We start from the raw sequence: 19,292 nt of genomic DNA, 5'->3' as shown, positions 1-19,292 counted from the left end.
TCCTCTAGCATGTAGAGGAGTGCTGCCGTGACGATGCCATCCCCGGCCCCCTGGCTCGACGCCGTGCTGATCGGGTGGTTCGTGCTGACCGCCCTTTCGGTCGCTTACGTCGCGTGGGATGCCTTCACCCGCAACCCCGAGCTGCGCGTGATGAAATGGGGGTGGCTGTTGGTCACGCTCTATGGTGGCCCGATCATGGCCGCGGCCTATGTCCTGTCCTGCCAGGAGCCGGCGAACGAGCGGCACGAGGATTTCGTTCGACCGCTCTGGAAGCAGGCGTTCGGCTCGGCCATCCATTGCATGGCGGGCGATGCAACCGGCGTCATCGCCGCAGCCGCGATCACCACGGCGCTCGGCCTGCCGATGTGGCAGGACGTGATCGCGGAATATGTGTTCGGCTTCGCGTTCGGACTGCTGATTTTCCAGGCGCTTTTCATGCGCGACATGGCGGGCGGTTCCTATTGGGGCGCGCTTCGCATGTCGTTCATCCCCGAATGGCTGTCGATGAATGCCGTCATGGCCGGCATGATCCCGACGATGGTGGTGTTGATGAGCCGCGACATGGCCGCGATGCACGCCAGCTCGCTCCGCTTTTGGGGCGTCATGTCGCTGGCGACACTCGTCGGGTTCGCAGTCGCCTATCCGATCAACCTTTGGCTGGTTGGCGTGCGCTTGAAGCACGGCATGGGCACGGTGCGCGCGCTGGGGCATGGCGGACACGAAGTCGGCGCGGACCGGCAATCGGCCACGCCGATGCCGGACATGGGACACGACGCAATGGCAGGGATGAGCGGCATGGCGGCCGGCGCGCGCGTGACCGGACCTCAGATCGCCGCGATGACAGTGTTGACGCTCATCATGCTTGGCGCGGGCATCATCGTTGCGACGCTGTTCGGTCGGTGGGCCATGTAACTTGCCGCGAACGACGGAGATCGCGGCAAGGGGTGATCGCGCGGCGCGCGTATCTAGGAACAGGCGGGGGCTCATACGGAGATAATGCGATGCACCAGATCGACCCCGGCATGAAGGCGTGCATGGACGCCTGCCACGAATGCCATGTGACCTGTCTTCACATGGCGATGAACCATTGCCTCGAAATGGGCGGCCAGCACGCCGCGCCCGAGCATATGAAGATCATGGCCGACTGCGCGCAAATTTGCGCGGTTGCGATCGACTTCATGGCGCGCAAGTCCGCCCACCATCAGCATATCTGCCGCGAGTGTGCCGAGATCTGCCGGGCTTGCGCAGCGAGCTGCGAGGCCCTGGGCGGCATGGAGGATTGCGTGGCAGCGTGCCGGAAGTGCGCCGATTCCTGCGATCGGATGGCGGCATAGCGGGGCTTGCGCGGGCGGTCGCCCGCCCGCGCAGCTATCTGCATATCAACGGCCCATGCTCGCGATCACAGCGAACAGCTCGGCCGTGAACTTGGTCAGGAGCTCGGTCGCTGCGCTCCCGAAAATCACCAAACATACGCCTAGCGCGATCAGCTTAGGCACGAAGCTCAGCGTCTGTTCGCTAATCGACGTCGCCGCCTGGATGATGCTGATTATCAGCCCGACGATCATCATCGGCACGAGCAGCACCACGCAGATCAGGCCGGCCACGGCCAGCATCCTCCCCGTCTCGTCGAGCAGGATCGACTGATCCATCAGGCGCGGCCCCGTGAACGGCCGGGGACCGCGAGGGCTCCCCGGCCGCGCATCACATCGCCGATGCAGGCGGCGCGAGCGTCCCGAGCCAGGCGATCAGCCCGAGAACCGCGATGACACAGGCGGTTTCGATCGCCAGACTTGTCCGCAGCGCGCCGAGGGCGCCCTTGTGATCGTCCGCTGCGATCGACCGCTCGAATGCCGGCGTGAGCCGGAAGCGGTTGAGCGAGGCGAGCCCTAGCATGGCGACGAACAGCGCCAGCTTTGCGATCAGGAGCTGACCATAGAGCGTCGCAGGAAGCGTGGCGAGGTTGCCGATCCCGACCAGCATCCAGCCGTTGACCAGGCCGGTGACGAGGATCGTGCCGACCACAACCGTCCCGATCGCGCCGAACCCGTGCAGCGCGCGGTGCGTCAGCCCCAGATGCGCCGCGTCTACGCGCGCCGCGGGTCGGGAGACGAGCAGGAGCAGCCCCAGTAGTGCGCCAACCCAAGCGCCCGAGGCGATCAGATGGAGAATGTCGACGATGAGGTGGACCCAGCCCATCACGGCTTCGTCCATCGCGCCGTGTCCGGTCCACGCCAGCGTTGCGAGTGCCACGGCCGAGCAGAGCGCGACGATGCTCAGCCAGATGCCGCGCCCGCCCGCGACCAGCGCTGCCAGCGCCGCGAGGGCCACCATGACCATGCGCAGCTTCCATGCTGCTCCGATCGCAGAGCCGGTGAGCAGCGCGCCGACTGCTTCACGGTCGATCGGCCAGGCCGGCGTTCCGGCCATTGAGGAGGCCATCAGCACGACCCAGGCGCCTGAAAACAACAGGCTCAGGCCAGCGCTGGCGATGAACCAGGGACGCAGCGCGAGCGCGTCGCCGCGCTCGCGCGCCCGCAGCCCATAAAGGCTGAATGCGGCAAGGCCGAACAGCGCAGCCAGCGTCACGTAGAGCGCGAAGCGGACGCCGATAAGCGACCAGTCCCCCATCGCCTCACTTCACCGCGAAGACGTAGGTTCCTGCGACCTTGTGGGTGTCGGTCGAGACGACATTCCACGCGACGCTATACCGACCCGATGGGAGCGGCGATTTCGGGGTGATGACGAGGGTCCGGCCATCGGACGAGAGCGCGGAGGCGCTGGCCATCTTCATGGCTGCCATGCCGGGCATCGCTGCCATCGTGAGATCGGCCTTGGAGAAGGCTGGCATCAGCTTCTCGCTGAAACGAAGTTCGATACGAGCGGGCTTCGCGACCGTCGCATTGGCGGCCGGCGATGCCGACACCAGCTTAGGATGGGCGTTCGCCGTTCCGGCGAACATGACGAGAGCGGCAGCAGCAGTCAGAACGGATAGGCGGCGCATAGGGGGCCTTTCGACAGGAGGGTTCCTGTCCTTCATTACGCGCCCCGATCGACCACCCCTCACGGATGGATTTGAGGGATGGGCGCGTCGCTTGCGTAATCCATGCTAGAGGGGTGGAGTGAACGACATGGACCTCGACGCAGTATTGATGAGGCTGGCGCAAGCACCCGTGCCCGCGAGCCTTGATGGCATGGAAGATCGCGTGCTGGCGCGGGTCGCCGCACGTCCAGCGGCGCGCGCCGGCTTAGGCGTTGGGGCAATGACGATCGCTGCGGCGCTCGTCATGGGCATCTTCGGTGCCGGTGTGCCCGCGAAGGAAGCCAGCGCGGCTTCGCTATCGCCCTTGGGGCCGGTGTCGCCGCTCGCGCCCTCCACGCTGCTCGTCGGCGTGCAATGAGCGGCCGCATCCGCCTTCTGCTTGGCATTGTCGCGTGCTTCATCGCCGCGATCATCGGTGTGTTCGTGGGGCGGGCGCTACTTCCGCCACGTGCCCAGCCCGGCTCGGAGCTGCACGACGTGCTGCATCATAAGCTGGCGCTGGACGCCAACCAGGAAGCGCGACTTGAAGTGCTGGAGCAGCGTTTCGCCGTGCAGCGGCGCGCATTCGAGCTGGAATTGCGGGCGAACAATGCCCGGCTCGCTGAAGCGATCGAGGCCGAGCATGGCAACGGGCCGCGCGTCGCCGCAGCGGTCGACCAGAGCCACGCCGTCATGGGCGAGCTCCAGAAAGCGACGCTGGCGCACATCTTCGCCATGCGCCAGCTCTTGCGGCCCAATCAGACCGGCCAGTTCGATCAGGCCGTGGTGAAGGCGCTCACCGACGACGCACGTTGAGGTTCGGCGCGTGAGCCTCGACTGGACCACGCTTACGGACGGCGAGCTGGCGACCCTCAGCATCGCCGGGCGCGAAGCCGCCTTCGCCGAGATCATGCGCCGCCATCGGCAGTCAATCTTCCGCATGGTGCGCGCGTGCGTCGGCGAGGCCGACGAGGCGCTGGACCTTCTGCAGGAGACCTTCGTCGCGGCGCATCAGGCCCTGCCCCGCTACGACGGCGATCGATCGATGCGCGCGTGGCTATCGACGATCGCGATCAACAAGTGCCGCGATTGGGGGCGCAAGCGCACCGTGCGGCGCTTTCTGGCGTTCGCCGCACCGATCGGCCCGGAAGCCGAAGCCATTGCAGACGACCAGGTGGCGATCGACGACGCGACGGGCGACCGACAGGAACTCGACCGCGTGACGCGCGCCATTGCGGGCTTGCCGACCGCATTGAAGGAATCCTTGGTGCTGCGCACGATCGAGGGGTTGAGCCAGGCTGAAACCGCGGCAGTGTTGTCGATCAGCGAAAAGGCGGTAGAAACCCGCCTCTATCGCGCGCGATCGAAGTTGCTGGAGCGATTGGGCGGGCGCTGAGGGATAGCGCCCTGAGCTGCGTATCAAGGCTAGAGGGACACTCCCGTTCGAGAGCCTTGAGGACCGTATGAGCCGCACTATCGATCGCCGCCAGATGCTTCGCGGCGCCGCCCTTGCTGGCGGTGGCATGGCGCTGACCGCCTATATGCCCGCGTGGGCGCAGCCTGTCTCGGGCGGGATCGTCAAACCGCTGCCGACCGTCTCGGGCACTGACATCGCGCTGACGATCGACAGTTTCAGACTTCCCGTCGACGGCAAGTCGACGCCCGCAATCGGCGTCAACGGCACGGTGCCGGCCCCTCTCATTCGCTTGAAGGAGGGGCAAAAGGTCCGCCTCTCCGTCACCAACAATCTCGACGAGGACAGTTCGATCCACTGGCATGGGCTGCTCGTGCCGTTCGCGATGGACGGCGTGCCCGGCATCAGCTTCCCCGGCATCAAGGCGCGCTCGACCTTCATCTACGAGTTCCCGATCATCCAGTCGGGCACCTACTGGTATCACAGCCATTCCGGCGAGCAGGAGCAGGGCGGACTTTACGGGCCGATCGTGATCGACCCGGCCGGTGCCGATCCGATCGCGTTCGACCGCGAGCATGTGATCGTGCTGTCCGACCACAGCCAGATGACCGGCGAGCAGATTTTCCGGAAGCTGAAGCAGATGGGCGGCGCCTATTTCAACTATCAGCGGCCGACCCTCGCGGGCTTGCTCGCGGGTCGGGAAATGCCGCTCAAGGACCGGATCGAGTGGGGAAAGATGCGAATGGACCCCGCCGACATCGCCGACGTCACCGGCTCGACCTATACCTTCCTGGTCAACGGCTACGGGCCGTATGACAACTGGACGGGGCTGTTCAAGCCGGGCGAGCGGGTCCGCTTGCGGATCATCAACGCCGCGGCGCAGACCAACTTCAACGTCCGCATCCCCGACCTGCCGATGACCGTCGTGCAGGCCGATGGGCAGAATGTCCGTCCGGTGAAGATCGACGAGTTCCAGATCGGCGTTGCCGAGACGTTCGACGTGATCGTGACGCCCGAGGACCGGGCCTACAGCTTCGTCTCCGAGGCTATCGATCGCTCCGGCATGGGCCGGGCGACGCTCGCCCCGCGTGAGGGGATGGTCGCCCCGGTCCCGCCGCTTCGTCCGCGCACGCTGCTGACCATGACCGATATGGGCATGGACATGGGGAGCATGGGCGGGATGCAGGGCATGTCCGGCATGAAGGACGAGAGCCCGGTCGCCACGCGCGGGCCGGACCCCACCTTGATGCAGAACGCCTCGCGCAATCTTTGGAAGCTGACGGGCTGGAAGGGGCCGACCGATCACGGGACGGTCGCGGCAGGCGCAGCGATGGCGGGCATGTCCGGCATGTCGGGCATGGACCACAGCCAGATGGGCGGCGCTGTAATGCCCGGGATGGACCATAGCCAAATGGCAGCGGGCGGTGCTGGCATGGCCGGCATGGACCATAGTGCCATGTCGGGCGGATCGGGCCAGGCTGGCGGCATGGCCGGGATGGACCACGGGTCGGGTGGCGGCATGAACATGAACATGCGCGACCCGAAGAATGCGCCGGGCGTGAAGATGGGGCCGGGCGTGCAGACCATCTCCCCGATGCCGAAGGACCGTAGCGGTGAACCGCCCCAGGGTCTGGAGGGCCTGGATCACCGCGTCCTCACCTATCGCGACCTCGTTTCGCTCGCGCCCAACCCCGACGTGCGCGCGCCGTCGCGTCAGTTCGAGATCCATCTGACCGGTAACATGGAGCGCTACATGTGGGGCTTCGACGGGCAGAAGCTGAGCGATCCCGCCGACCCCATCCCGTTCCGCAAAGGCGAGCGGGCGCGGGTGACGTTGGTCAACGATACGATGATGCCGCACCCCATCCATCTCCACGGCCATTTCTTCGAGCTGGTGACGGGGCACGGCAATCATGCGCCGCGCAAGCACACCGTCAACGTGCCGCCTGGAGGCAAGATGACCTTTGATCTGACCGCCGATGCACCCGGCGATTGGGCGTTCCACTGTCACAATCTCTACCACATGACCGCAGGCATGATGCGCGTCGTCACCGTTCGCCCGTTCGCGGGAGAGGCGGCATGAACCGGCTGACCGCGGCGCTCGCCGCCACCACCATGCTCGGCATCGCCGGTCCTGTCGCCGCTCAGTCGATGCAGGGCATGGATCATTCGGCAATGCCGGGCATGACCATGCCGATGCCTGCGAAAAAGAAGCCGGTGGTGAAGCCCACGGCCAAAGGCAAGCCGGCCAAGACTAGGTCAGCTCCTGCGAGGCGACCATCAGCTTCGACGACGAAACGCCGCGCCGCGCCAACGGCCGGCATGAATGGTATGGATCACGGGACCATGCCGGGCATGGATCACTCGTCTATGCCCGGCATGGACCATGCGGCTCCGCAAGGCTCACAGCAGGGCATGGAAGCCATGCCGGGGATGCAGATGCCCGGAAACGGCCAAACGGTCCCTCAGGGCTCCCAGCAGCCGATGCAGGGCATGGACCATTCGGCGATGCCGGGGATGACCATGCCAGCCGACCAGCACAGCGGCCACGACATGCAGGGCATGTCGGGAATGGCCGGAATGCCAGGCATGGCGGCCGATGGGGTGCAGCAGACTGGCACCGCGCTTCCCGCAGGAAACGCCCCCGCCCCGCCCCTGCCGACCGACCATGCGGCCGACAGCGTTTACGGCGCGGACGCGATGGCGATGGGTCGCCATCACCTTCAGCAGCATCACGGCGGTCAAAACTTCAGCCAGGTGCTATTGAACCTCGCTGAGTATCAATTCCGCAACGGTCGTGACGGCTATCGCTGGGATGGCGAGGCGTGGTTCGGGGGTGACATCAACCGCCTCTTCATCAAGTCTGAGGGCGAGGGAGCCTTCCGCGAGGGCATCGAGAGCGCCGAGGTGCAGGCGCTCTATAGCCGGACCATTGGCCCTTATTTCAATCTACAAGCGGGTGTCCGCCAGGATTTGGGGCCGTCCCCGAAACGCACCTATGCGACCGTCGGGCTGGAGGGGCTGGCACCGGGCTTCTTCGAGCTAGAGGGCGCGGTATTCCTGTCCAACAAGGGCGACCTGCTAGGGCGGCTTGAGGGCTATTACGACCAGCGCATCACCCAGCGGCTGATCCTGCAACCGCGCGCCGAGCTCAATTTCGCTGCGCAGGACGTGCCGGAAAACCGGATCGGATCGGGCCTATCCAACGCCGAGCTTGGATTGCGGCTGCGTTATGAGATCCGGCGCGAGTTCGCCCCCTATGTCGGCGTGTCATGGGATCGCCGCTTCGGCGACACCGCCCGCTACGCGCGCGCCGATGGGGATCGCGCAACGTCCAAGAGCATCGTCGCCGGCGTTCGTGTCTGGTTCTGATCGATGGAGGAACAGATGGCTCAAGACGGCAGGCGCTCGATAAGGCAGCACTTCCCGAGCCTGCCGTTCGTAGGCGCCCTGGCGATCGTCCTGGCGCTGGGCGCAGCCGCGTTTATCTACCTTGGCGTGTATAACATCGCGGCCGACGAACCGCACACGCCGGCGGTCTATTCAATGCTCGAACGCCTGCGCGATCGGTCGATTGAGGCACGCGCGCGCGGCATAACACCCCCGGCCGATCTGGCATCGGCGCAGCGCGTGTCAGTCGGCGCGGGCCTTTACGGAGAAATGTGTTCCGGTTGCCATCTCGGCCCCGGCGTCGAGAAATCCGAGATGAGCCAGGGCCTCTATCCACAGGCGCCGGAACTCGCGCGCGCTCAAGATCTCACCCCCGCCCAGCAATTCTGGATCATCAAGCACGGGGTGAAGCTCAGCGCCATGCCGGCATGGGGCAAGACGCATCCCGACCCCCTAATTTGGAATATGGTCGCGTTCGTCCGCAAGCTCCCCGGCATGACGCCCGAACAGTATAAGGCACTGGTCGCGAGCGCCCCGGCCGATCACGACGAGATGATGAAGGACATGCCGGGTATGAAGTGACCCCGGCGACGAGGTTGAGGGAGGAGTGGTTCTGAAAAGCGCGAAACTGAGGCTGCATCTACTCGCGAGCCGCACGCACAAATGGCTCGCGATCATCATCGGCGCGCAGCTCCTGCTATGGTTCGCAAGCGGCGCCCTGATGAGCTTCCTGCCGATCGATCGGGTGCATGGCGATCACCTCGTTGACCGCAAAGCCGCGGCGCCCCTTCCCCGCGGCAGCACGTTCGCCCCACCATCGGCGATCGTAGGCGCAGCAGATGCGCCCATCGAGGCCATCACCTATCGCATGTGGCTTGGCCGCCCGGTCGCCGAGGTCGCGACAGCCAAGGGAACGCGCCTGTTCGACGCCGCGACGGGCCAAGCGCTGCCAGCACCAACGGCTCGTGAGGCCGAGGAGATCGCGCGTTTGGCATGGCGTGGCGGTGCTCGACCAGCGGCGAAGGTAGAGCGGATCGAGCGCGCCAGCCCCGAATATCGCGGCACGCTCCCCGCCTGGCGCGTCGCGTTCGCCGACCTCGATTCCACCCGCGTCTTTGTCGCGGCCGACACCGGTCGGATCTCGGCTGTCCGAACCGGCACTTGGCGGCTCTACGACTTCTTCTGGGGCCTTCACATCATGGATTGGACGAATCACGAGAACTTCAACACGCCCTGGCTGCTCGCCTTCGCGATCGGTGGGCTTGCGCTTTGGTTAGGGGGGGCAGTGCTTCTCTACATGCGATGGCCCAAAACGCGGCGTCGCAACATCGTGATCGAGGCATAATATACGCGGCTCAGGAGCGTAGCCCTCGGAAATAAAGTCCTGTTTCCTGACAATTTCTCGCGCGTTCTAGCACCCCGGGTGAGGGATAGCCGCCTCGCACGCGTAGAAGTCTTAGAACCCAGGGAGATCAATAATGCGCTTCGCACCAACATTCGCAGCTTTGGCGCTGCTCGCCACGCCCGCCCTCGCGCAGCAGAGCGGCGGAATGCAGGGCATGAACCACGGTCAGATGGCCGGCATGAACCACGACGACATGGCGGGCATGATGGCCGGCAATCCCTACGGCCAGGCCGAGATGGACATGCATCAGAAGATGATGGCGGCCAAGCAGGGCGACGCGGCCGAAATGTGGACGCGCAAGATGATCGAGCATCACCGAGGCGCCATCGCCATGTCGCGCGTTGCGGTGCGTGACGCGCGCGACGCCGAGACCAAGCGCATGGCGCAGATGACGATCACGAAACAGGAAAAGGATATTGCCGAGCTGCAGGCGTGGCTCAGCAAGCACGGCAAGCGCCCGCAATAAGGGAGCGCTGCCCCGCCCTGTCGATCCCCCTACCCCCCGGCAGGGCGGGGATTTCCTTTTAGGAGCTGATGATGAAGAATGGTGTTCGTGGCGCCGTCGCCGCCTTGCTAATGACCATCCCAGCGGTCGCATCGGCCGCGGCCGACATCGCCATGCACCGCGATCCGGGTTGCGGCTGTTGCGAGAAATGGGCGGCGCAGGTGCGTCAGCAGTTCGGCCGCAAGGTCCAGATCATCGACGATGATCGCCGTGAGGTGCTGCAGCGTAAGATCGGCCTGCCCGCTGACCTCGCGTCCTGCCATACCGCGATCATCGACGGCATGGCGTTTGAGGGACATGTCCCGATCGCGGACATGAAGCGCGCGCTGGCCCAGCATCCTAAAGGCGTGCGCGGCTTGGCCGTGGCCGGAATGCCGATGGGCTCACCGGGCATGGAGGTGCCCGGCATGAGAACCCAGCCCTATGACGTCATTGCGTTCGGTGCCGCTGGCCGGCGTGTCTTTGCTAGCCACGGCGCCTAAACGACAAGTTGTCTTGTGAGCGGCAAATCTTCCCCGGCGCTTCATGCCGGCACTACGGCACCCGGCAAACCACCCGTATTGACCTCGGCGTTGACAATTGGGATAGTATCCGGGTGTTGAAAGCTCGTCTTTCTCTCTTGCTTCTTGTTGGAGCGTTGCTTGGCCTTTTGGGCCAAGGAATTGCGTATGCGGCCGGCCCATCGCTCTCACCCAAGATGGCGATGAGCCATGTCACCCCATCCCGCATGGATTGCGCGGGTATGGCGACCCCGGATCCGTCATCGGAACACCCATGCAAAGGACTGACGCTGGCGTGTATCGCCCAAATGGGATGCGTTGTTCCCATGACGTTTGAGGAGCCGGCAAGAGTGCTGAAGCGCTCGATCGCATCTCAAATCGTTATCTGGCCTGCCAGCCGGGCACTTGCCGGCCTCAACGTCGCTCCCGAGCCCGAACCGCCTACCGTTTGATCGAGTCAAGCCGTGTCAGGCTGCAGCCGTTCGCCGGTTGCGGCTCTGCCGATTTTAAATCTCGATCAAATTGGAAAGTGACATGAAAACGTTCATCTTGGCGGTATTTGCCGCTAGCCTCGCCGCGTCGGCAGCGACGGCGGCCACATCTGAAAATAAAAGCAATGGTCATTGGGAGTGGCGTTCCAATTACCAGCCGGGCCCGCGGGCGCCGCTTCAAGCCCCACGTCGCGTATGGGTTACGGACGTTCCCCAGTCGAGCGCCTGCGTGTGCCCGATGATGGAACGCGGTCGCGACGCCTGCATGTCAATGAAGGGCGGCCAGTCAACTTAAGCTGGCGAGCCTGAACAGGTGCCGGGCTCCGATCAACCATTTGGAGCCCGGCCATCATTATGACATGAAGGGACTAGAGGGATGCGCGCATCCATGATGCTCGCGGTCGCCGCGCTCACGACGAGCGCCGCGCACGCGCAGACACTTACCTATGACCAAGCGCTGCGCGATGCGGTTGCCAACGCCCCGGGAGCGGTTGCCGGTCGCGCGGGGGTCAGCGCCGCCCAAGCCGATGCACGTGCGGCGGGAAGCCTTCCGGACCCCCGTGTGTCGATCGGAATCGAGAATTATCCTGTCTCTGGGCCACCCGCCTTCTCCCTATCCAGAGACGACATGACGATGGGGCGTGTCGGTTTCCAACAGGACCTACCCAACCTTGCCAAGCGTCATGCCGCGCAAGCGCAGGCACGCGCCGTGATCGCAACGGCAGAAGCATCGCAAGCGACCAAGCTCCGGGAGGTGCGATTGGGAGCGGGGCAGGCATGGATCGACCTTGCTTATGCCGAGCGTCGACTAGCTGCCCTCGACACCGTTCTGCTATTCCTTCGATCTCTCCCTTCCGCTGCGCGGGCCGCCGTGACGACCGGTTCGGTCCGCCCTGGTCAGACACTGACGACCGATCAGGAGATCGCGGCACTCGACGACCGCCGCGACGAGTTGATGGCCGCCGTTGCGCGCGCCCGCGCGATGCTGGCTCGCTGGACCGGCGTATCGGCGCCCGAGATTGCCGGCGATATGCCCGCGATCGATCTGGCTCCGGCGCGGCTGCGGGACGCGCTCAGCCTTCACTCCGACATGGTTCTCGCCGAGGCCGGTATTCAGCGCGCCCAGGCCGACGTGGATGCGGCGCGAGCGGAGAAGCGACCCGATTGGGGGGTAGAGGTAGCTTATCAACGCCGTGACCCCCGGTATGGCGACATGGTGTCGGCGGGAGTTTCGATGAGCCTGCCGCTGTTCGCTCGATCGCGTCAGAACCCGCGCATCGAAGCCCGCAAATCCGCACAGGCGCAGGCCGAGGCCGCGCGCGAAGAAACCCGGCGCACATTGGCAGTCGATCTGGAGGCCGCGCTGGCGGACCACCAAATGCATCACAGCCAATGGCAGCGCGCGCGCGACGTGCTCCTTCCGCTCGCTCGGAAGCGAGCCGATCTGGAGATAGCGAGCTACTCTGCCGGTCGCGCGAGTCTTGCGGATGCCATCGAAGCCAAGACCGCGCTCGCCGACGCCGAGCTGACCGTGCTCGACCGTGAGGCGCTCGTCGCCGCAGACTCTGTCCGCCTCACCATTACCTTCGGGAGCGCCGATCGATGAGCGACACTACCATTACCCGCGCCCGCCTTGTCACCGCGGTAAGCGCGCTGGTGCTGGTCGCAGGGGGCGTGGGCTTCGGGCTCGCGAAACTTGGCACGTCCTCGGCTGCCGATCAAACGGCATCCCCAGCCCCGCAGAAGAAGATCCTCTACTGGTATGATCCGATGATCCCGGGGGAGCGGCACGACGGCCCGGGTCTCTCGTCGATGGGGATGAAACTGATCCCCCGCTATGCCGACGAGGGCGCAGGCGGTAGCGCCGCACCGGGCGTAGCGATCGATCCGGCCAGCCTCCAGCGGGTCGGCGCGCGGATCGTCACGGTCGAACGCGGATCGTTGTCAAACTCGGCCTCGGCAACCGGCAGCATCGAGTTCAATGACCGCAACGTTGCGGTCGTGCAGGCACGCAGCGGCGGCTTCGTTCAGCGCGTCTATGCGCGCGCGCCAGGCGATGTCGTGCCGGCAGGCGCCCCGCTCGCCGATATCCTTGTGCCCGAATGGGCGGGCGCGCAGGCGGAGTATCTCGCCGTGCGCCGCACCGGGGATGCCGGGCTCACGCGGGCGGCACGAGAGCGCCTGTTGCTTCTCGGGATGCCCGCCGGATCGATTGCATCGGCGGAGTGGCGCGGCCGACCGCAAGGTGTGACGACGATCAGCACGCCCGTGGGGGGCGTCATCAAGACGCTCGGCGTCCGACAGGGGATGACGGTCGCGCAAGGACAGACACTGGCGGAGGTGAACGGCCTCGCCACCGTGTGGCTGAACGCGGCTGTCCCTGAGGCCCTCGCAGGAAACCTGCGGATCGGCACGCCCGTCATCGCCACGCTGGCGGCTTTCCCGGGCGAAAGCTTCAGGGGCCGCATCGCTGCGATCCTGCCCCAGGCCGAGGCAGCGAGCCGCACGCTCACAATCCGCGTCGAGCTCCCCAACCGTGCCGGCCGGTTGCGCCCCGGTATGTTCGCCAGCGTGGCGCTCGACCAGGGGAGCCGCGATGCACTCCTTGTTCCGAGTGAGGCCGTGATCCGGACCGGCCGGCGCACACTCGTCATGTTGGCAGGGCCGGGTGGACGCTTTCGACCCGCCGAGGTTCGCACTGGCGCAGAAGGCGGCGGCAAAACCGAGATAGTCGCCGGCCTGACCGAGGGTGAGAAGGTTGTCGCGTCGGGCCAGTTCCTGATCGACTCCGAAGCGAGCCTCGCTGGCCTCGATGCGCGTCCGATTGGTGTCGAAGCGTCACCCGCAACAAAGCCGGCCGTGAAACCCACCGCGTCGATCTACGAGACGGTCGGCAGCATCGAGGCGATCGATCGCAGTTCCGTCACCCTGTCCCATCAGCCCGTTCCGGCGATCGGCTGGCCGGCCATGACAATGACGTTCCGCGTCGCCGATCCCGCGTTGGTGCGTGGGTATCGCAAGGGTGAGCGGGTGCGGTTCGGCTTTGATCAACCCGCCGATGGTCCAACGCTGCGCCGCATGACGCGCGAGGCTGGGCGATGATTGCCGCGATCATCCGCTGGTCGGTCGCGAACCGCTTCCTCGTCGTCCTGGCGGCCATCGCGCTCGCCATGGCCGGGGTGTTCGCAATGCGTGCCACCCCCGTCGATGCGCTCCCCGACCTGTCCGACACGCAGGTCATCATCCGCACGAGCTGGCCGGGCCAAGCCCCGCAGATCGTCGAGAACCAGGTGACGTATCCGCTCACCACGACGATGCTGTCCGTGCCTGGCGCGAAAACCGTGCGCGGCTATTCGTTCTTCGGCGACAGCTACGTCTATGTCCTCTTCGAGGATGGGACCGACCTCTATTGGGCGCGCTCACGCGTGCTGGAGTATCTGAGCCAGGTGCAGGGACGGCTTCCCCAAGGCGCGCAGGCCGCGCTGGGTCCTGATGCGACGGGGGTCGGCTGGGTCTATGAATACACGCTGTTGGACCGCACCGGCCGCCGTGACCTGTCGCAGCTCCGATCCTTGCAGGACTGGTTCCTACGTTATGAACTGAAAACGCTGCCCGGCGTTGCGGAGGTGGCGAGCATCGGCGGAATGGTGAAGCAATATCAGGTGCTGCTCGACCCGACGCGGCTCGCCGCATTCGGTGTCACGCACACTCAGGCCGTCGATGCCATTCGCCGCGCCAATCAGGAGGCCGGCGGGTCCGTCCTCGAGCTGGGCGAAGCCGAATATATGGTGCGCGCGTCAGGTTACTTGCGCACCGTCGACGATTTCCGCGCGATCCCGCTCAAGGTCGCCGGTGCCGGCGTCCCCGTTACCTTGGGCGACGTCGCGTCGATCCAGATCGGCCCCGAGATGCGCCGCGGCATCGCCGAGCTGAACGGCGAAGGCGAGGTCGCGGGCGGAGTCGTCATCCTGCGTCAGGGCAAGAATGCACGGCAGACGATCGAAGCCGTCAAGGCCAAGCTCGCGGAACTGAAAGCGAGCCTTCCCCCCGGCGTCGAGATCGTCACCACCTATGACCGCTCGCAATTGATCGACCGCGCGGTGGAGAATTTGACGGGCAAGCTGATCGAGGAGTTCGTCGTCGTCGCGATCATCTGCGGGTTGTTTCTGTGGCATGTCCGGTCTGCGCTGGTCGCGATCGTCACCTTGCCTCTGGGGGTGCTCGCGGCCTTGCTCGTCATGCGTGTGCAGGGGGTGAACGCCAACATCATGTCTTTGGGCGGTATCGCCATCGCGATCGGCGCGATGGTCGATGCCGCGATCGTGATGATCGAGAACGCGCACAAGCGGATCGAGCGATGGGAACACGACCATCCGGGCGTGGCACTGGCGGGCGAGGAACGCTGGCGCGTCATCACCGAGGCCGCGGCCGAGGTCGGGCCGGCGCTGTTCTTCAGCCTCGTCATCATCACGCTGTCGTTCGTGCCGGTGTTCACGCTCGAAGCGCAGGAGGGACGGCTGTTCGCCCCGCTCGCCTTCACCAAGAGCTATGCGATGGCGGCAGCGGCGATCCTGTCGGTAACGCTCGTGCCGGTCCTGATGGGATGGCTGATCCGGGGACGCATTCCGGCCGAGAACGACAACATTATCAACCGCGTGCTCACCCGTGCCTATCGCCCGGCGCTCGACCGCGTGTTGGCGCGGCCTTGGGCGGCGATCGGCATCGCCGCCCTGGTACTGGCGACGACGGCATGGCCGCTGACCCGATTGGGTGGCGAGTTCATCCCGACGATGGATGAGGGCGATCTGCTCTACATGCCGTCCGCGCTTCCCGGCCTTTCGGCCGCGAGCGCCTCGGCCCTGCTCCAGCGCACAGACCGGCTGATAAAAACCGTTCCCGAGGTCAAAACCGTGTTCGGCAAAGCCGGGCGCGCCGAGACCGCGACCGACCCGGCACCGCTCGAGATGTTCGAGACGACCATCCAATTCAAGCCGCGCGATCAATGGCGCGCGGGGATGACGCCGGCAAAGCTGGTGGAGGAGCTGGACCGCACAGTGCGCGTGCCCGGCCTCACGAACGTATGGGTGCCTCCGATCCGCAATCGGATCGATATGCTCGCGACCGGCATCAAGAGTCCCATCGGGGTGAAAGTGTCGGGGTCCAACCTCTCCGAGCTGGACCGCATCGCCGGCAGCATCGAACGTGTCGCCAGGACCGTGCCGGGCGTCAGCTCGGCATTGGCAGAACGGTTGACCGGAGGCCGCTATGTCGATGTCGATATCGATCGGGTGACCGCGGGGCGCTACGGTCTCAACATCGCCGATGTGCAGGAGATTGTGTCCGGCGCGATCGGCGGCGAGACGATCGGCCAGACGGTGGAGGGCCTTGCCCGCTACCCGATCAGCGTCCGCTACCCCCGCGAGCTGCGTGACAGTCTGGAGGGACTGCGAACTCTCCCAATCGTCACCGCATCGGGTCAGCAGATCACACTCGGCACCGTCGCATCCGTGTCGATCGCGGAAGGTCCACCGATGCTCAAGACGGAAAATGGTCGACTCTCGACATGGGTCTATGTCGACGTGCGCGGGCGCGACCTGGCCTCCACGGTCGCCGATCTGCGCCGTGCTGTTGGCAAAGATGTTCGGCTCAGCCCCGGCGTCTCGATCGCCTATTCCGGACAATTCGAGTATCTGCAGCGTGCCGAGGCTCGGTTGATGCTCGTCGTGCCGGCGACACTCGCGATCATCTTCCTTCTCCTCTACCTTACCTTCGGTCGCCTCGACGAGGCGGCGCTTATCATGGGCACACTGCCCTTCGCGCTGACCGGCGGCATCTGGACATTATGGCTGCTCGGCTATGCGCAATCGGTCGCCACAGGTGTCGGGTTCATCGCGCTCGCCGGCGTGTCGGCGGAGTTCGGCGTCGTCATGCTGATCTACCTGAAACACGCATTGGCCGAGCGCGGGCCGTCACCGTCGGGCGAGCAAGTATCGGAAGCGATCAGGGAGGGCGCGCTGTTGCGGGTACGTCCCAAGGCGATGACCGTCGCTGTCATCGTCGCCGGGCTGTTCCCCGTGCTGATCGGGCATGGCGCCGGATCGGAGGTGATGAGCCGGATCGCCGCGCCGATGATCGGTGGAATGCTGACCGCCCCTTTCCTCTCCATGTTCATCCTGCCAGCCGCCTACTTGCTCTTGCGGCGGCGAGCTTCAACCCGCCCCGAAAGGAAGATCTGATGAAAGCCACTTTCTCCATGCGCGCCGCATTCATGCTACTAGTCACGCCGATCGCAGCGAGCGCTCTTGCTCAAGGCAGCAGGCCGGCTGCATCGGCTGTAAAATCCGGCAGCGGATCGGGGACGATCACTGCCGTCGACGCGAAAGGTGGAACCGTAACCATCAAGCACGGCCCGATCCCGACGATCGGCTGGCCCGCAATGACGATGACCTTCCGGGCATCCCCCCCGACCCTGCTCAAGGGACTGCGGTCGGGGCAGCGGGTCGCATTCACCGCCAAGGCGAAGGGTATGACGGCAGAAGTTACGGCGATCAGCCCGCATTGACGACGCGTGCCGACCTTCGCGTCAGTGCGCCATCGCCAGCACGGGCGGCGCAGCGATCATCCACAGCGCCATCGCGACCATCATCAGGTTTTCGGTGAGCGAGATGAAGCCGAGCGGCACGTTGCTGTCCCCGCCCACGCACGCGCATTTCAGCTCACGCTTGTCGATGTAGACGGCCTTGAACACCGACACCGCGCCGATCGTACCGATAACGAGCGCGACGGGCACCGACAGCCAGGTCAACGCGCCGGCTGCCATCAGGACGCCCGCCGCTCCTTCCGCGTAGGGATAGACATAGGAATAGGGCACCCAGCGCTTCGCGAGCAGATCGTAGTTGAGGAACATGCTCGAGAAGCTCTCGACGTTCTGGAGCTTGAGCATCGCCAGAGCGCACATCGAGAACGCGATGAACCATTCACCCGCCCGCACCGTGAAGGGCGTGCCGAGTACCGCATAGCTGGCGGCGAGCGCCATCAGCGCCGTCATCGCGAACACGGCAATCACCGGGCGATAGGTGACGGCCTTGGGGTCGCGGACCATCTTGCCGAAGAAGCGGCGCAGATCGTCATAGCCGCCGACCCGCTCCCCGGCGATAAAGATCTGCGGGGTCGTCTTGACGCCGTGCTTCGCCTTGAAAGCGTCGGTTTCTTCCCGCGTCATCAGCCAATGGTCATCGACCGCATAGCCTTCCCGGCGCAGAAGATCCTTCGCCTTCAGCCCGAAAGGGCAGGTATGTTCCGGCATCACCATCCGGTAGATCGTCGCCTGTTTGGCGGGGGCGCTCGCCATGCCGCTTCTCCAATATCCTCGCCCCGCCTATATAGGGTCCGTACCATAGTACGGAGTCAAGGCATGACCGGCATGACGATCGCGGCGCTCGCGCGCGAGGGCGGCGTCGGCGTCGAAACGGTGCGCTACTATCAGCGTCGCGGTTTGCTGGACGAGCCAGACCGGCCGACCGGGGCTGGCGCCGGAGGCGGCATCCGGCGCTACGGCACCGATGACGCCCGCCGCCTTCGCTTCATCCGCTCGGCGCAGGCAGCCGGTTTCACGCTCGAGCAGATCGGTGAGCTTCTGGCGCTGGATGCGACCGACGATCGCGCGCGTGCGCGCCAGCTCGCCCATGAGCAGATGGCGGCGCTGGATGCGAAGATCGCCGAGCTTGAACAGGCGCGTGCTTCGCTGCGTCGGCTTGCCAGCGAGTGCGGCTCGGGATCGGCAGGGCCGTGCCCAATCCTGACAGCGTTCGATTCACCGACTGAGTGATCTTTGATTAGCTCCCAGGCGGTCAGCAGGAGATTTCGGATCAGGCAAATAGATCGCCGATCGCACGCATACGGAAGGCGTTGATCCACCGACGTCGGCGATGCTCGCTGGCGTCGTGGCGCATGTGGCACCGCTGGCAGAGTGCAGCGAGGTTGCGTGGTCGGTTATCGCTCGGATCATGGTTCAGATGCGCGCTAGCAAGAACCACGCGCGTGATCCGCACTTGTGAAGGTGGATCAATGCCGACGAAGCCAGGTTGCGCGCATAAGAGGGCGTCGGGCGGCGGCAGGCGGCGAACGCACCTGCCCTGCCCGTTGCGCCACCTGCTTATGTCCTCATCCCACCAAACACCATCGCCCAGATGCAGCACATGACGACCATGCGGGCGCTGACAATGTTCGCAGCGTCCTTTGGCGCGGCCAAACCGGATGAAGGCAGATAGTTCACGCCAGTCAATCGGGTAGAGCCAGCGATGTTCACGCGCGATTGGCATAACAATTCTATGATTCAGTATCGTGGAGAACGAAAGCAGAAAACAGCAGTGACTCAACTTATCCATTACGGCTAGGTCACTAAGCGATTAGCTGACTTGGCTACTCAAGGAATGGTGTCAAAACCGTTCGAGACTGTTGAAAAACGCGTGCTTGCGACGACGAGGAAGGCGTGATTCACTCCTGCCAGGCGGCGGGAGTATGGACATGATGGGTCGGCAGGTGGCGCAAGGCGCGCTGTTCTACGGT

At 65.1% G+C, this 19,292-nt stretch carries 21 protein-coding genes; 16 read left to right on the top strand and 5 right to left on the bottom strand.

Annotated features, from left to right (window positions below):
* The first annotated feature begins 33 nt into the window (after positions 1-33).
* Together ACP7A3_RS15370 and ACP7A3_RS15365 are read left to right on the top strand one after the other, a co-directional pair.
* Complete coding sequence (locus ACP7A3_RS15370) at positions 34-912, top strand: DUF4396 domain-containing protein (protein WP_017980792.1); 879 nt, start codon at positions 34-36, stop codon at positions 910-912.
* Positions 913-1,001: 89 nt separating this feature from the next.
* Entirely contained in the window at positions 1,002-1,334 is a 333-nt protein-coding gene (locus tag ACP7A3_RS15365; RefSeq protein ID WP_017980791.1) for a four-helix bundle copper-binding protein, read from the top strand.
* 45 nt (positions 1,335-1,379) lie between these two features.
* Here ACP7A3_RS15365 and ACP7A3_RS15360 read toward each other — a convergent pair whose 3' ends face one another.
* From ACP7A3_RS15360 to copC, 3 genes are read right to left on the bottom strand one after another with little or no spacing between them, the layout of a single operon-like run.
* Positions 1,380-1,649, bottom strand: a complete 270-nt coding sequence (locus tag ACP7A3_RS15360; RefSeq protein WP_017980790.1) for a flagellar biosynthetic protein FliQ — start codon at positions 1,647-1,649, stop codon at positions 1,380-1,382.
* Between the two features lie 52 nt (positions 1,650-1,701).
* Positions 1,702-2,628 carry a copper homeostasis membrane protein CopD gene (gene copD / locus ACP7A3_RS15355; protein WP_017980789.1) on the bottom strand — a complete coding sequence of 309 codons (927 nt, stop codon included), beginning with the start codon at positions 2,626-2,628 and terminating at the stop codon, positions 1,702-1,704.
* 4 nt (positions 2,629-2,632) lie between these two features.
* A complete protein-coding gene (gene copC, locus ACP7A3_RS15350) occupies positions 2,633-3,001 on the bottom strand; it encodes a copper homeostasis periplasmic binding protein CopC (RefSeq protein WP_026189136.1) in 369 nt (122 codons plus the stop codon).
* Positions 3,002-3,128: 127 nt separating this feature from the next.
* Between copC and ACP7A3_RS15345 the strand changes: the two genes are divergently transcribed.
* From ACP7A3_RS15345 to ACP7A3_RS15285, 13 genes are all read left to right on the top strand, one after another.
* Positions 3,129-3,398 (top strand): hypothetical protein, encoded by a 270-nt coding sequence (locus tag ACP7A3_RS15345; RefSeq protein WP_020486670.1) that lies wholly within the window; start codon positions 3,129-3,131, stop codon positions 3,396-3,398.
* Positions 3,395-3,835 carry a periplasmic heavy metal sensor gene (locus tag ACP7A3_RS15340; RefSeq protein ID WP_017980786.1) on the top strand — a complete coding sequence of 147 codons (441 nt, stop codon included), beginning with the start codon at positions 3,395-3,397 and terminating at the stop codon, positions 3,833-3,835. Before ACP7A3_RS15345 ends, ACP7A3_RS15340 begins: the two co-directional genes overlap by 4 nt.
* A gap of 10 nt (positions 3,836-3,845) precedes the next feature.
* Positions 3,846-4,415, top strand: a complete 570-nt coding sequence (locus ACP7A3_RS15335) for an RNA polymerase sigma factor (protein ID WP_018251214.1) — start codon at positions 3,846-3,848, stop codon at positions 4,413-4,415.
* Between the two features lie 67 nt (positions 4,416-4,482).
* Positions 4,483-6,516 (top strand): copper resistance system multicopper oxidase, encoded by a 2,034-nt coding sequence (locus tag ACP7A3_RS15330; protein ID WP_018251213.1) that lies wholly within the window; start codon positions 4,483-4,485, stop codon positions 6,514-6,516.
* Entirely contained in the window at positions 6,513-7,805 is a 1,293-nt protein-coding gene (locus ACP7A3_RS15325) for a copper resistance protein B (RefSeq protein WP_024310688.1), read from the top strand. Before ACP7A3_RS15330 ends, ACP7A3_RS15325 begins: the two co-directional genes overlap by 4 nt.
* Positions 7,806-7,820: 15 nt before the next feature.
* Entirely contained in the window at positions 7,821-8,405 is a 585-nt protein-coding gene (locus ACP7A3_RS15320; protein ID WP_024310687.1) for a c-type cytochrome, read from the top strand.
* 25 nt (positions 8,406-8,430) lie between these two features.
* Complete coding sequence (locus ACP7A3_RS15315; RefSeq protein ID WP_017980780.1) at positions 8,431-9,168, top strand: PepSY domain-containing protein; 738 nt, start codon at positions 8,431-8,433, stop codon at positions 9,166-9,168.
* A 160-nt stretch (positions 9,169-9,328) separates the two neighbouring features.
* The gene (locus ACP7A3_RS15310) at positions 9,329-9,694 is read left to right on the top strand and encodes a DUF305 domain-containing protein (protein WP_018251211.1); all 366 of its coding nucleotides are present in this window, start codon (positions 9,329-9,331) and stop codon (positions 9,692-9,694) included.
* Between the two features lie 68 nt (positions 9,695-9,762).
* Positions 9,763-10,215 carry a DUF411 domain-containing protein gene (locus tag ACP7A3_RS15305; protein ID WP_017980778.1) on the top strand — a complete coding sequence of 151 codons (453 nt, stop codon included), beginning with the start codon at positions 9,763-9,765 and terminating at the stop codon, positions 10,213-10,215.
* An 897-nt stretch (positions 10,216-11,112) separates the two neighbouring features.
* A complete protein-coding gene (locus tag ACP7A3_RS15300) occupies positions 11,113-12,330 on the top strand; it encodes a TolC family protein (RefSeq protein ID WP_426256571.1) in 1,218 nt (405 codons plus the stop codon).
* Positions 12,327-13,826: an efflux RND transporter periplasmic adaptor subunit gene (locus ACP7A3_RS15295; protein ID WP_018251209.1), complete on the top strand. Its 1,500-nt coding sequence runs from the start codon at positions 12,327-12,329 to the stop codon at positions 13,824-13,826. The genes ACP7A3_RS15300 and ACP7A3_RS15295 overlap by 4 nt, the downstream gene beginning before the upstream one ends.
* Positions 13,823-16,960: an efflux RND transporter permease subunit gene (locus tag ACP7A3_RS15290; protein WP_018251208.1), complete on the top strand. Its 3,138-nt coding sequence runs from the start codon at positions 13,823-13,825 to the stop codon at positions 16,958-16,960. Before ACP7A3_RS15295 ends, ACP7A3_RS15290 begins: the two co-directional genes overlap by 4 nt.
* A complete protein-coding gene (locus tag ACP7A3_RS15285; RefSeq protein WP_017980774.1) occupies positions 16,960-17,286 on the top strand; it encodes a copper-binding protein in 327 nt (108 codons plus the stop codon). Before ACP7A3_RS15290 ends, ACP7A3_RS15285 begins: the two co-directional genes overlap by 1 nt.
* A 21-nt stretch (positions 17,287-17,307) precedes the next feature.
* On the opposite strand, the gene ACP7A3_RS15280 is transcribed toward ACP7A3_RS15285, so the two are convergent.
* Positions 17,308-18,075 (bottom strand): glutaredoxin family protein, encoded by a 768-nt coding sequence (locus tag ACP7A3_RS15280; protein WP_017980773.1) that lies wholly within the window; start codon positions 18,073-18,075, stop codon positions 17,308-17,310.
* Positions 18,076-18,147: 72 nt separating this feature from the next.
* Here ACP7A3_RS15280 and ACP7A3_RS15275 point away from each other — a divergent pair, with 72 nt between their 5' ends.
* Entirely contained in the window at positions 18,148-18,552 is a 405-nt protein-coding gene (locus ACP7A3_RS15275; protein WP_101750172.1) for a MerR family DNA-binding protein, read from the top strand.
* A 40-nt stretch (positions 18,553-18,592) separates the two neighbouring features.
* On the opposite strand, the gene ACP7A3_RS15270 is transcribed toward ACP7A3_RS15275, so the two are convergent.
* Positions 18,593-19,111, bottom strand: a complete 519-nt coding sequence (locus tag ACP7A3_RS15270) for a hypothetical protein (RefSeq protein WP_231376781.1) — start codon at positions 19,109-19,111, stop codon at positions 18,593-18,595.
* Positions 19,112-19,292: the final 181 nt, after the last annotated feature.

The sequence above is a fragment of the Sphingomonas sp. DC5200-1 genome (assembly GCF_049897245.1).
Taxonomy (GTDB): Bacteria; Pseudomonadota; Alphaproteobacteria; order Sphingomonadales; family Sphingomonadaceae; genus Sphingomonas; species Sphingomonas aquatilis.
Note: the sequence above shows the minus strand (reverse complement) of the source record. Positions and strands in the feature narration are given on the sequence as shown.

Coding starts and splice junctions, on each gene's coding strand:
- ACP7A3_RS15370 (WP_017980792.1), top strand. CDS start 34: ATGCCATCCCCGGCCCCCTGGCTCGACGCCGTGCTGATCGGGTGGTTC.
- ACP7A3_RS15365 (WP_017980791.1), top strand. CDS start 1,002: ATGCACCAGATCGACCCCGGCATGAAGGCGTGCATGGACGCCTGCCAC.
- ACP7A3_RS15360 (WP_017980790.1), bottom strand. CDS start 1,649: ATGGATCAGTCGATCCTGCTCGACGAGACGGGGAGGATGCTGGCCGTG.
- copD (WP_017980789.1), bottom strand. CDS start 2,628: ATGGGGGACTGGTCGCTTATCGGCGTCCGCTTCGCGCTCTACGTGACG.
- copC (WP_026189136.1), bottom strand. CDS start 3,001: ATGCGCCGCCTATCCGTTCTGACTGCTGCTGCCGCTCTCGTCATGTTC.
- ACP7A3_RS15345 (WP_020486670.1), top strand. CDS start 3,129: ATGGACCTCGACGCAGTATTGATGAGGCTGGCGCAAGCACCCGTGCCC.
- ACP7A3_RS15340 (WP_017980786.1), top strand. CDS start 3,395: ATGAGCGGCCGCATCCGCCTTCTGCTTGGCATTGTCGCGTGCTTCATC.
- ACP7A3_RS15330 (WP_018251213.1), top strand. CDS start 4,483: ATGAGCCGCACTATCGATCGCCGCCAGATGCTTCGCGGCGCCGCCCTT.
- ACP7A3_RS15325 (WP_024310688.1), top strand. CDS start 6,513: ATGAACCGGCTGACCGCGGCGCTCGCCGCCACCACCATGCTCGGCATC.
- ACP7A3_RS15320 (WP_024310687.1), top strand. CDS start 7,821: ATGGCTCAAGACGGCAGGCGCTCGATAAGGCAGCACTTCCCGAGCCTG.
- ACP7A3_RS15305 (WP_017980778.1), top strand. CDS start 9,763: ATGATGAAGAATGGTGTTCGTGGCGCCGTCGCCGCCTTGCTAATGACC.
- ACP7A3_RS15300 (WP_426256571.1), top strand. CDS start 11,113: ATGATGCTCGCGGTCGCCGCGCTCACGACGAGCGCCGCGCACGCGCAG.
- ACP7A3_RS15295 (WP_018251209.1), top strand. CDS start 12,327: ATGAGCGACACTACCATTACCCGCGCCCGCCTTGTCACCGCGGTAAGC.
- ACP7A3_RS15290 (WP_018251208.1), top strand. CDS start 13,823: ATGATTGCCGCGATCATCCGCTGGTCGGTCGCGAACCGCTTCCTCGTC.
- ACP7A3_RS15285 (WP_017980774.1), top strand. CDS start 16,960: ATGAAAGCCACTTTCTCCATGCGCGCCGCATTCATGCTACTAGTCACG.
- ACP7A3_RS15280 (WP_017980773.1), bottom strand. CDS start 18,075: ATGGCGAGCGCCCCCGCCAAACAGGCGACGATCTACCGGATGGTGATG.
- ACP7A3_RS15275 (WP_101750172.1), top strand. CDS start 18,148: ATGACGATCGCGGCGCTCGCGCGCGAGGGCGGCGTCGGCGTCGAAACG.
- ACP7A3_RS15270 (WP_231376781.1), bottom strand. CDS start 19,111: ATGGATAAGTTGAGTCACTGCTGTTTTCTGCTTTCGTTCTCCACGATA.